Origin of the sequence: Parabacteroides caecihominis (assembly GCF_023656785.1) — a bacterium.
In the GTDB taxonomy this organism is placed as follows: Bacteria; Bacteroidota; Bacteroidia; order Bacteroidales; family Tannerellaceae; genus Parabacteroides; species Parabacteroides segnis.
Window position 1 is genome coordinate 1 of sequence record NZ_JAMOKS010000040.1, and the last position, 12,661, is coordinate 12,661.

Here is a 12,661-nt window from a genome sequence, read left to right on the forward strand (position 1 = left end):
CTTCACGGTATTGATCCGTCCCGGGACGGTAATAGCGTGCCACGGCATATATCTCCTCCAGGCTCAGCAGGTCAGGATGCGTATAGATCAGTTCTGCCGCTTCGTCGCCCTCCACTTTGCGGATATCGTATTGCACGACAACCTCTATGCGCCGCAGCTTCGGAAAGTAATGGCGCATCATCTCCCTGTAGGGCGTACCGCCCTCTAAATCCATCAATTGCTTTTCACGCCCGTTGAAAATGCCGTAACGGCGGATCACCCGGAGCACGGCATCCTGCCACGAAGGTTTTTCCCGCCTCATAAGATCGGACAGTCCTTCCCAGTCCTCTGCCACCGAAGAGACTTCCACCAGGTCGCGGGGAATGCCGTATGCATTCCGCAGGTAATAGGCAAAAAGCCCCGAACGCGCTTTTGCCAGCCGTTCATTGTCGCCGTAAGGGCCGTCGGGGGAAGAATAACCGCAGATACGGATACGCTCCACCGAGGTAAAGCGCTTATCCTGCAAAGGCACCATGATACGGTCGATCTTATCGATCTCTTCACGGTTGTTTTTATAATCAGGATAAATATCGTCCTTGCCGATCGGGTAATCGAAATAGAGCACGGCACTCTCGGTATGGCGTTTGCCGGACCGACCGGTTTCAGGACGCAGATAGGATACCATCGACTCGTAAGCGGTCACATCGGCGACCCGTTCCCGCACTCGATGCGGGATCGCAGGGGCAACGGCCCGATCCTTCGTATTTTTTATCATATTCGCCCGGGAAAGAGGGGGCTTCTTCTGCGATCCCGTGTCAGGCACGGGAACGGGAGCCTCACCAACCGGTTGCGGCACATGGTTTAAGCTGAGTTTACGTACCAGCGTATCCACTCCCAGCAGTTGAAGGCCACAGCAATCTTTCACCTCCTGGCAGAGTAATAAAGAAGCCTGCTGCATCCAGGAGGTGTAAGGGACGGACATCCGGTAAGTTACTTTCTTTGATCTCGTATGCCGGGTATCGCGGATGCGCAGATAAGGGGCGGAAGATTCTTTGCCGGCAGACAGGTACCGTTCGCGGCGGTCCTGACGCTCACGGAGACCTCCGCTGATAATGACAGGGGGCAAAGAGAGAAGTTGTTTGGACGGTCCAAGCAATTGAGGGGTAAAAATTACGGCTGTGCTTGCAGACACATTCACTGCCTCCAGGTCCATATCGAACTGGAGTTGCAGGCTGTCGTTACGCACAGAGACCTGCTGCGGCACGACACGGATATGCTGCGCGCCGGCAGGCAACGCAAAAAGAACCAGGCAAACGGCCCATACATATATATTATAGAAGAAGGTATGTTTCATCGGACAAGTTGTTTTAGCGTAGAAAATAGATGACTGAAAAACCGATACGTGTCGGACCGAAATAACTACGGCTGTAAGAGCCGGATGCCTCCGCGCATTCGGCACATTTATATTTGGTGTATTTCATCGAAACATAACCGCCGCCGATCATCGCCTCCAATCCCCAACGGTTGCCGACCGCCCAGTGGTAGCCATAGGTTACGCCGCCGCCGTAAAGGTCACCTCTCAGCACATGGTCTTTCAGACCGGAAATAAACGGGATCATGCCGATATTGAAATACCCGTAATGACCGTGCACCCCGAAAAAATGCCCTTCAAACTTGCGGCACGGCCAGAAGCGGACTTCCGGCTGTATCAGGTACAGGTTCAGACGCATATCATCCGGAAACTTCCAGGCGTTATAGGCACCCCAGATATCCATGGTGAATTGACGTCCCATCCCAATCTCCACTCCGGCATTCGGGGTCGTGGTCGCCCAGAACAGGAGATTCGTTTTCAATGCGGTTTGTTGTCCATACATATTTGTCGTTAGCAACAAACAACCGGTATACAGCAGCGATAAGTAAAGAACCCTATACATTATATTAATACTAGATTTGGTAACTATCAGTGGGGTTCTGTCTCTTAGGAAGAGACGGAACAGGGGTAAACAAAAGGCACAAGAATCAGGGATTTCAGACTGCTTTATACTATCATCCAGCAAGAGCGGAATGCCCCGGGGCAACATCCGGAAAACAAAAAAGGATGATATGATACGGGAACAGTTGAAAAGTGCTTGTTTTTCAAGTTATATCATTTAGCATCCCTGCCGGGAAAGAGAAAAACAGCAGGAAAACAAAACGTAAACAACAGATAATCAATAGGTAACAGACAGGAACAGAAGCAGAAAGACAGACATAAAGAGACCCGAGAGAGGCATGAATCACAGGCCTTCTTTCTTAAAAGATGTAACAATATTCAGTAAATACATGAATATTAAGGCTAGTCATGTGGAAAAACACCGTACTAAATGGTGCAAGTATAAAAAAGAGTTAGTACATTTGCCAAGTTTTAACACTGACTGTCACCGACGGCCCGTCTCTTCCTAAGAGACAGAACACACCTCACAATACAGCTTTATAAACAGGCTTTGATTTACAATTCTTCTTATGTATCACGATTTCATTGGCACGATCCACCTGCGAGGTATCCAGGAACGCCATATAGATACGGGTCGTTTTAACAGACTCATGTCCCATGCCCTGTGAGATGAGTTCTTCCGGTATCCCTTTCTGCGCGGCAACGCTGGCCCAGGTATGACGAGCAATATAGGTCGAAAGGTCGGCTCCGACCATCTTCCCCAGCTTCTTCAAACGCTTGTTCTGAACACGCAGCGCACTCTGATAGCCGATATAGTCCGGGCGGGAACCCGTAAGGACTGGAAACAGGAAAGGACCGGATACATATTGGTAACGGGCAATCAGTTTCCTCATTTCAGGAAGCAGGCGTATCTGCAACTCCTGCCCGGTCTTGCGCCGGATATAGACGATCTTATCCCCCACGATATTCTTTTGCGTCAGATGGGCAAGATCAACAAAAGCCATTCCACGGGCATAATAGGAAAACAGGAACAGGTCGCGTGCCAGCTGCAACGCAGGCGACAGAAGTTGCAGAGCGACAAGACCCAGGATCACATTTTCCTGCACCGCACGTTTGCGGGTCTTTTCGATACTGGTATGGACGTTACTGAAAAGCAGCGGGCTGGGTTCGACCAGGTTATCCCTTACCGCCCGGTTATGGATAGCCCGGAGCACGCGGAGATAGAAAGAAACGGTATTGGCACAAACTCCGGAGCTGAACAGATAAGTCTCAAACTCTTTCAGAAGCGGCGCGTCGATCTCGTCCAGCCTGAGTTCGCAGCCACCCCGGAAAAGCATAAAGGCATTCAAGGTACTCTGGTAATGCCGGGCCGTTTCATCCTTGCCCTCCCCTTGCAGCACACAGATCTGTTTCTCCACATACTTTGTCAGGTTGGCCACCGCAAAACGTTCCTTACACGCCTCCACTATTTCATCCGGAGTAAAGGAACCCTTTTTCTCCTTCAAATAGATCACAGACCGGACTGTCCGGCAATCGCGGGAAAACTGCTCACGGATGGCATACAATTCTTTTGACCGTTCGGAAGTGCTTTCACCCGGGATATTGATTTCCTCCCTGGCCCCGTCCCACTCTTCTTCGGATAGTTGGTACGGCAAAGCCATCTTCCGGACCTCACGGCGATAAATAATCTGCACATAGAGCGGCATCTGCTTCCCCGCCTCTATCGACTTACGCCTTTTTACTTTTACTGATACGTTATACATACTGGTTTCATTTTGTTACCTAATATAACAAAATGGAACTGGTTCTGGGTTGTTCATAGGGCGAACTTATAAAATGAATAAGAATGGATTGAGCTTTATGCCCCCAATAAAAATCAACCAAGTAATCCGGATGACCGGATACTTGGCTAATTCCATATAATATAAATATAAGTGATTTACAATCCTTCTATCTCTTCCGCTGACAACCCAGTACATTGGGCTATCGTTTCAATATTAATTCCCTGCTTTTTAAAATTGGCAGCAATAAGGCGCTGTTCTTCTGCTTTACCTTTAGCCTCACCTATTCTGATTCCTTTTTCCAGTCCTTTCTCCAATCCTTTCTCTTCCGCATAGTCTATCGTATTCTTATAATCGCGATAGCGTTTCAGGGCTTCATCATACAGGACACGTTCATCCTTGCTCAGATTAGCCACATCCGCCACTTCGAGCAATTTGTCGAAGACGGCTTTTCGTGCCTTAAAAGGCATTCTTTCTAATGTATCCATATGCTTTAATAAATATAACCAACGTTCAAAATCTGTTTCACAATCATCCGCTTCTTTCGTAAACCAGGGCAACTCCAGATAGACCTGGCGAATCTTGTCGCTAAACATACGCCCCGTATCACGGTCTGCCAGTATAACATCTGTGCGGAACTTGGAGTTTATCCCCATCTTATAGTTTAACAGAAATATGCCGTACACCGGACATAAACCGAACTTCCAGTCTTTCCCCTTTTCTCCTTGATTACTGATTGCCCGTGACAAGTAATAAATACCACGGTCGTAGAAATAGGGTTGGGCCCCGTTTTGCATTTCGACCACGAACAAGCCTCCTTTGTCATCCCTGCAATGAATGTCGAATATCACTCCCCGGTCCTCTATGGTTTCCGGTTGCAGGATAGGATTCTGAAAAGTGATGTCAATGATATGACGTTCACCTTTCAACAACTCATTCAGAAAATCAATTAATAACTCTTTGTGCACTTCCTGACCGAATATACGGTGAAAACCGAAGTCGGTAAAGGGATTGATAAATTTTCCCATAACTAACAAATTTTGGTTGCCTCCCAAATAGCAAGAGGTACCGCAAATATAGGGATTATTTCAATCGGCAAGCATTCGGATAAGACTTTTTTTGGACAATCCGGTGTATTACTTCTAAAGTACGTAAATGGCACGCAAATTAAACAGATCTACACAAATAAGAATTGCTTTCAGAAATATAAATCTGTCTTCATCTGTTTAATCTGTGTCATCTGTGTGCCATAGTGAGACATTAAGGAATACCCGCATCAAAAAATCTATATATACCGTACTTCCATCCCCCGGACTTCGTCGTTTATGACGCCATTGTCATACACCAACTGCCCGTTGACAAAAGTCTGGCTGACACTATGATGGAAGGTAGTCCCTTCAAAAGGTGCCCATCCGCATTTATATACTATATTTTCGGGAGCCACCGTCCAGCTCTTCTCCGGATCGACAAGGACCAGGTCGGCATAATAACCCGGACGGATATAACCGCGCCGGTCGATATGGAACAGGTCTGCCGACATATGCGCCATCTTTTCCACCACTTTTTCATACGTGAAGCAACCTTCTGCCACCATCTCCAGCATAGCAACCAGCGAATGCTGAATCAACGGACCACCCGAAGCCGCTTTCAAACAACTGCCCTCTTTCTCTGATAACAAATGCGGAGCATGGTCGGTCGCTACGATATCTATCGTATTATCGTTAACGGCATTGCGCAAAGCGATACGGTCTTCCAACGTCTTGATAGACGGATTCCATTTGATTCGGTTACCGAACTTAGCGTAATCGCCGTCATGGAACCAAAGGTGATGCACACACACCTCGCCGGTGATCTTCTTCTCGCTCAAAGGAATCTCATTACTCAGCAATGTCAGTTCTTTGGCAGTAGACAAATGCAGGATATGCAAACGTGAATTCAGGCGGGTAGCCAGTTCGACAGCTTCGGATGAAGAGGCATAACATGCTTCCTCGCTTCTGATCTTGCTATGAAAAGAGATGTCGAGATCTTCGCCGTACAACCCTGTATAATAAGCGATATTGCGTTTGATCACTTCTTCCTTTTCCGCATGGATGGCGATCAGCATATCCGCTTCACCAAAGATACGTTCCAGGCTTTCCTTCTTATCCACCAACATGTTGCCTGTGGAAGAACCGAGAAACAGCTTCAACCCCGGCACACGGCTACGGTCCAGCTTACGGATCTCGTCCATATTATCATTCGTTCCGCCGAAGAAAAAAGAGTAGTTGGCGGCAGATGTTTCCGCCCCGCGCTGCAACTTCCATTCCAAATCGGCTATCGTGGTAGTCTGAGGCTTGGTATTCGGCATATCCATAAAAGAGGTGACACCGCCAGCTACGGCCGCACGGCTTTCACTAGCGATGTCTCCTTTATGTGTCAGGCCCGGTTCACGGAAATGTACCTGATCGTCGATTGCTCCCGGTAACAGGAGCTTTCCTTCTGCATCGATAACTTGTACATTGGAGGCGGTTTCGGGAACTACTTCCTCGAACACCTCTGCTATTTTATCTCCATCAATAAGGACCGAGCCTTTAAACATACAGCCTTCATTCACAATGCGAGCGTTTTTTATCAGAATCTTATTCATATACCTTGTATTTTATTTGTTACAAATGTACATGATTCTATTCAAAAACAACGCAGGCAGGAGCGGTTATTCGTAAGAATAGGCCTGTATTTCCACCGGTCCGATCAAACCGGACGATTGCAAAGGCGAATCTGCATTCCAGGGATTCACGTTTGTCCAGGTGCCGCGTTCCTTTTCAGGCAACGAAGCGTCACCGATCAGGCGGTTCCTCCAGTTATTCACGACTTCCACTTCGATCAGGTTCTCCCCTTTACGTAGAAAGTCTCCAACCGGCAGGCGGTAAGGGGTTGTCCATACGCCGCCAACATACTGCCCGTTGATCTTTACTTTTGCCATGACCATCACCTTGCCCAGATCCAGATAAAGCGCCTTCTGAGGCAGTTCATCCAAAGTGATCCGGTTGGTATAGATTGCTTTTCCTGAGAAATAGCGGATGGACGGGTCTGTACTTTCTGTCCAGTCCTGCAATGCCGGGAAGGTTACAGCTTCTTCCGGTCCTCTTTTCCCCTTTTCAAAATCGACTTGCCAGGGAGAGCTAACGGTTGCCAGAACCTCTTTGACCGGATAATTCCGGGCAGTTGTTTTCGACGGCGTGCCTTTTTTACGGAAGATAATAAAGGAGCTTTCAAAGCCTTCGAGACGAACCGGTACGGTGGTTACTCCGTCGGCACAAGTGAACTCCGGCAAAAGGCGTATCTCTGCTGTCAGCGGATTCCACAGTTCCGGTAATTTTCCGGCTACACGGAAAGACGGGTTTATATCAACCGGGTTTTCACTTTGATTCGAGATAAAATAAATATCACCTTCATCCGTAGCACGGTGGATAAACAAAACAGGCGTACCGGAATTAACACGCATATCCGGTTTTACGTTCAAGGCTTCCAACACCGGTTGCAGGGAAGTCGCCGGCATAAACAGACGGCCTTTACCTATTGTCCGTACGGATTCTGTCTGGTCGCCCCAAAGCTCGGAAGCCAGTGCCTGCACTTTCCGGTCGGCAGCCGGATAATCACTCAGGCTCGGAGAATATTTCGGAGCAGGCCCTATCACACAGGCACCAGCCTGTAACAGCTCCTTTATCTTCTGCAAAATTTCCGGACGCATGGTTTCCAGTTGGGGTAATACCAGCAAACGATATTTCATTCCGCTAGGCAAAACAATCCGGCCGTCTTCCACCGATGCCCGCTGCAACAAAACTTCCCCATTAATATAATCGAAGGAATAGCCGGCAGGAAGTTCAGGCGTACAGATACCGGTCATCTTCGGAGCATCCTCGCCGATAAAGTAGGCCACATCTGCCACATAATCGCCGCGTTGCAACATGAAGTTACATCTTTTCAGATAGCCGGTAAAGACATCCATCTGGCTGAACCAGGTATTCTTCCGGTTAAATTCATTACCGAACCAGGCATCCAGTCCCGGTTCGCGATCTTCAAACGGCTGGTGGATATATACATGCAGTAAAGAACTGTTTATTCCTTCCGTAAAGAAACGATCCCCACGCTGCTTCATCTGATACGGATAGCGACCGAAAGCAGGTCCGCCGCTTGTAAACGACTCGGCCCAGACACGTCTCTTGCCATAAATATGCCCGCAGGAAGAAGCCGCCCTGTTTTCGATATCCCCCAGGGAACCTTCGCTCCAGAACTCGCCGGCTATCTCGTCGGACTGGCCGCCATATTGCAGGAACTCGCCGGGGAATCCCCAATGACCGTAATTTTCCAGCCAGGTCGTCAATCCGTGCTGATGACAAACATCACGCAAGCCACCTACATAATCGTAAGAAACACGGTCGGCTATCAAACGGCGCAAATCCCACAGGAAGCGGTCTGAAATATCAGGATTGCCGACCACTGTACCTTCCAGAACCGGAAGATACGGAACGGGGTCATATCCGTAACGTTCCTTAAATACGCTGATCATATCGTCGGTCCAGTTCTGTCCTCCGGTTTCATAGCTATCCTGGACAACCACCTTAAATGTTTTACGGTCTGCCTCCGGAATACGTTTCAGTATATCACCGATAAAGGCATCAAAATGGAAAGCAACATGTTTCTTGCTCATCTTATCGATCTCAGGTCCTGTAGCTTCGGGAGCAGCCGGCGAGTTGGTTACACCTGTCGGCAACATCGCCATCCGGCGGATCACCCACTTACCTTCGGGCACTTCCCAATCCAACACACCGTTCTTTGAAAATTCAGTCACGTTCTTTATCGCATCCGGCGAAACCATCAGAGAGGCATCACTAACGGCAGGCTGCTTTTCCCAGAGATAGTCATCCCACATAGGGAGCGGGGTCTGGAACATCTTAGCCAGCGATTTCTCCGGGTAGCGTTCCATCATGGGAGAAGATGTAAAAGTTACATTTCCGGCAGCCTCTCCTTCTTCAGACATTTCCAGGCGGAACTGTGAAGCGGAAGTCTCCGGAAGGGAAATAACGACCGGCGCATAAGGAACAAAGCCTACATTCAATGCCGGGTTACTACGGTCGATCACGAATTGTCTCAGCAATTCTTCTTTTCCTCCTTTTTTCACCCACAACTTGGCGGTCGTTTTAAAAGGTGTATTTACCCGGTAGATCAGTGTGCGGACAGTTGCTTCCTTATCAAAGACCAGAACGGAAGAGGACGATTGCCCTGACTTCTTATTTATCGTCCAGCTTTTTTCCGCCACCGGCTTATCAGATGCCGGATAGGCAATAACGCAGACGTCCTGTTCATCTTTTCCAACGGAAGGCAGCGTCAGTTGCATACGTCCCGGTCCGGCGACAATCGTATCTGAAGAGGCCAGATAACGCATAGCCTGCGAGCTTTTCACCCACGGACCGCCGGACTGGCTCCATCCCGGACTGTTGAATATTCCGATTTCTATATTCAGTTCCGTGGCTTTCTTCAAAGCGGCATGCAGCACTTCCCACCATTCGGAACTCAGCAGTTTATGATCGCCGTAAGGGATGCCATCGATACCGATATTCCCAATAAACGCACGATTAATACCAGCCACTTTCATGGCTTCCAGGTCACGTTCCACCCCTTCTTTCGATATATTATCAGAAATCCAGTACCAATAAACACCGGTCTGTACACTATCGGGTATTGAACGGAAGCCTTGCTCGATACTGGCAAAGGATGGATGATTTGCAGACGTCTCTGTCTTATTACATGACAAAAGACCTAAACAAACAAGAATACATAAAGAGAATAAGTGTGTTATTTTCGCCATAATACATGAATTAAGCTATTACATTGATCTTACATGCAAGCAAAAATACTGTTTATATTCTCCTCTATTACTTACAATAATGACAATATACTTCTCAATTCTGATAAATTCCGAACCACCTCTTACCTCAATTTCAATACTCCTAAAGAAGACGGTATATGGAAGTCCGGATTGGCGGCATCGGGGATGATCCAGGACGACCAGATCACCTGTTCCTCTTGCGACCCGTAATAATCGGCACGGTATACACCGAAACGTATCTCGCCGTCCGGTGAGATCACACCCATTTCTTCCAGGCTCTTCAAGGGGATGGAGCCTTCCACGATATAGGTGTCTTTGCCGGTATGTGTTCCCAGTTTCAGCCCTTTAAAGTTCCAGTCGAAATCGAACTGGCGATAGAACTTTGCATGATAGTCCATGACCTTTCCGCACGGATCGATCTCCGCACAATAATAATCGCTCATAGCCGGGTCTTTACTGAAGAAAAACTCAATACGGTCACTGCTCCCAACCGAAGCCTCGGTCTTTTCATTATTATATATAATGGTAGTATCGGCTACTTCATACAGGAAATAGAAGTTCTTTTTGTCGTGGCAGACAGAGAACCGGGTCCGGTCTTTAGCAGCCCCGTTCCAGGGAGCGATCAGGCCCGACACGGCAACAGGTATCTGCTGCCAGTCGTCTTTTTTGCCATCTACGGAAATCGACTTTACCAACGGCGCGCTGATAACCGGGGTAACGGAAACAGACTGACCGGGAGCCTGGTTGGCAGGAACCATTATCTTCAAATCGTAGTCATTGATCGTTAAAGACAAGGACGATTGTGTATGTGTCGGATCGCTTGCCTCTATACGGAGTTTCCCGTTTCCCGGAGAAAGCATATAGATACCCGGTGTCTGTACCGCCAGTGTTATATCATCCGACAGGCGGATGGTTCCTTCCTGATATGCGGCGACATAGAAACGGTTACCGGCTGCTACGGCCTGCATGGCCTCGTCATTGCGAAGCACCCGGATATCATCCGTACGGAAAGTGGCCGTACGGTCCGCCGAAGAGGCGGGCAGTATCAGGTATTGGTAAGTGGCGGGTACCTCTTTCGGATGGCGGATATATAAAGAGACCACCTCCCCTTCCACCGTTTGCGGTATATATGAACCCATAAAGTCGGACCAACGGCCGGAACGTTTTTCTGAGATCGCCACACTGTTTTCAGGTTGCATCAGGATATAACCGGTACTATCATGATAGAAACGCGGTGCCTTCCCGGTGATCGTAACGGTTCCGTTGACAGGATTCCAACGGTTATTTTCCCAATAAGCCAGCTCCCCCTGCTTCATACGCTGGTCGATCGATGTCGCCAGGTTCAGCGTACTGTCGGTCTGAATTCCTGCCCCGAGGCATAACACAAAATCATCCGTGATAACCCACGACTTGCGGGCGTGTGCTCCGTCACGGTTCAGGATCATGGCGGTCATGCCTGTACTGCCATCCGTTACACCACCGACAAAAGTCGTTTCATTACGGACATGCGCCCCGTAAGTACGGGGAGAAGGGATAGGCGCATCGCTTTCATACGAAGTAATACCCGGGACCTTGCGCCAATCCCAGAACGGGAACACATTCAGATATTCATCGCCGTTACGGTATATATAAGTAGCACCGTCACCCATATAAAAGCCTTTCAGGTTATCTTCATTTACTAACTCAGTACCGATCACCCGCTTGGAAGCCATCTTGACAGAGGCCATCCACCCCGGTGCGCGATGGATAGTCTGGTCTGAATCCCAGAAATGTTTCTGTCCGGAAAAGGCTGTCCCCTGCGCAGGTTGGGGAGGGAAATTGTCATTCAGGAAATCATCCATCTTCTGCACATCGGCCGGTGTGCTGCCCTTCTTCAGTGAGCTGGCAGCATATCCTATCGCCAGCGCTTTATGAATAGGGGCATTATGGAACAATTGCCGGTCGAGGGCATTCACATCCATATAGCCGCGCCAGATAATCCAGCGATAGCCTTCCGTTAATAAATTATTCAGGATAGATTGCTGTTCGGCATTCAATGCAAAGGAAGTCCCGGCAAACAATCCCGAATAGAAACTCATCTCACCGAGATAAGCCAGCCCGTAGTTGCCGAACTGCTGTTGCGGCCCGTGCTGGTGGAAGCTCCAGTCGCTTTTAATACCTTCCTCACGTCCGGTGGTTATTTCAGAGATGATTGTATCGCGGGCAGCCTTTACCAAGGCATAATCGTCTGTCAGCAAGCCTTTGACAAGTACGTTTCCTGCCAGCCAGACTTTATTCTGCCCCGTCATACCGAAACGGGCGTTATCCATTACTTTCACTGCTTCTTTGAGTTCGTCGGGTGTCATCTGCATACGGAGCAGCAGGAAAGCCGGTCCGAACGTTTTCGGGATACCGATCTCGTTATACCACCAGTTCTTGCAAACAGGTTTCGTGCGGAACCAATAACCGAGCGCCTGATGAATAACCGTAGAGAAACGGGGCGACCAGGTGCACGAAGGTCCTTCGGCATGATAGAGTTTTGCCAGCTCCAGTATACGGTCGGCATGCTTCTTGGCATCCCATCCGGAGCGTTTGGTATCTGTATAGTTGATATCCGGCCAGGAACCGTCTTCACTTATACTCTCCATATATCCTTTGATCTTCTCCATATTGAAAGGATACCGTTGATGCAGTTCCACAACGACCTGGTCAGACATTTCCGTCTCAGGCGGGATACCGGACAATATACGGTTGAGTAAATCCGATTCATCATTGGAACTGATCAAGGTCCCGATATAGTTCTGACGGATCTGCTCCAGTTCGTCCTGCTGTGTTTGCGAGAACACGCGCACGGGTAAAAACAAGAATGCGGCTAACAAGAATGTGTTTGTAAGAAGCTTCATGATATTGAATTTAGTACTGAAAGCAACAAATTTACCATAATTAATCCTGACAAGTATAATAATGGCGAAAAAAAATTGTAACGAATCCGTCTTCTATTACCAGTGACCTAATTCAATACACCCGGGAGATTGCTTTGTTTATGCGGTAGAGATTGCGATCAGGCAGGCAACAAAAAAACAGGCATGTAACCGGAATTACATGCCCTATAAATAAAAC

General features: G+C 48.4%; 7 protein-coding genes. All 7 read right to left on the bottom strand.

Features of this window, described 5'->3' with window-relative positions:
* A partial coding sequence (locus NBH14_RS24090) for a DUF3868 domain-containing protein (RefSeq protein WP_250817811.1) occupies positions 1-1,333 on the bottom strand: 1,333 nt, incomplete at its 3' end.
* A gap of 13 nt (positions 1,334-1,346) precedes the next feature.
* Positions 1,347-1,913, bottom strand: a complete 567-nt coding sequence (locus tag NBH14_RS24095; RefSeq protein ID WP_186962056.1) for a DUF3575 domain-containing protein — start codon at positions 1,911-1,913, stop codon at positions 1,347-1,349.
* A gap of 523 nt (positions 1,914-2,436) precedes the next feature.
* Positions 2,437-3,675, bottom strand: a complete 1,239-nt coding sequence (locus NBH14_RS24100) for a tyrosine-type recombinase/integrase (RefSeq protein ID WP_186962055.1) — start codon at positions 3,673-3,675, stop codon at positions 2,437-2,439.
* Positions 3,676-3,851: 176 nt separating this feature from the next.
* Positions 3,852-4,721 carry an Rpn family recombination-promoting nuclease/putative transposase gene (locus tag NBH14_RS24105; RefSeq protein ID WP_186961838.1) on the bottom strand — a complete coding sequence of 290 codons (870 nt, stop codon included), beginning with the start codon at positions 4,719-4,721 and terminating at the stop codon, positions 3,852-3,854.
* A 257-nt stretch (positions 4,722-4,978) separates the two neighbouring features.
* Positions 4,979-6,319 carry a dihydroorotase gene (locus tag NBH14_RS24110; protein WP_186961837.1) on the bottom strand — a complete coding sequence of 447 codons (1,341 nt, stop codon included), beginning with the start codon at positions 6,317-6,319 and terminating at the stop codon, positions 4,979-4,981.
* Positions 6,320-6,385: 66 nt separating this feature from the next.
* Positions 6,386-9,541 (bottom strand): glycosyl hydrolase, encoded by a 3,156-nt coding sequence (locus NBH14_RS24115; RefSeq protein WP_186961836.1) that lies wholly within the window; start codon positions 9,539-9,541, stop codon positions 6,386-6,388.
* Between the two features lie 122 nt (positions 9,542-9,663).
* Positions 9,664-12,444, bottom strand: coding sequence for a polysaccharide lyase family 8 super-sandwich domain-containing protein (locus NBH14_RS24120; protein ID WP_250817813.1), 2,781 nt, complete (start codon positions 12,442-12,444; stop codon positions 9,664-9,666).
* Positions 12,445-12,661 lie beyond the last annotated feature (217 nt).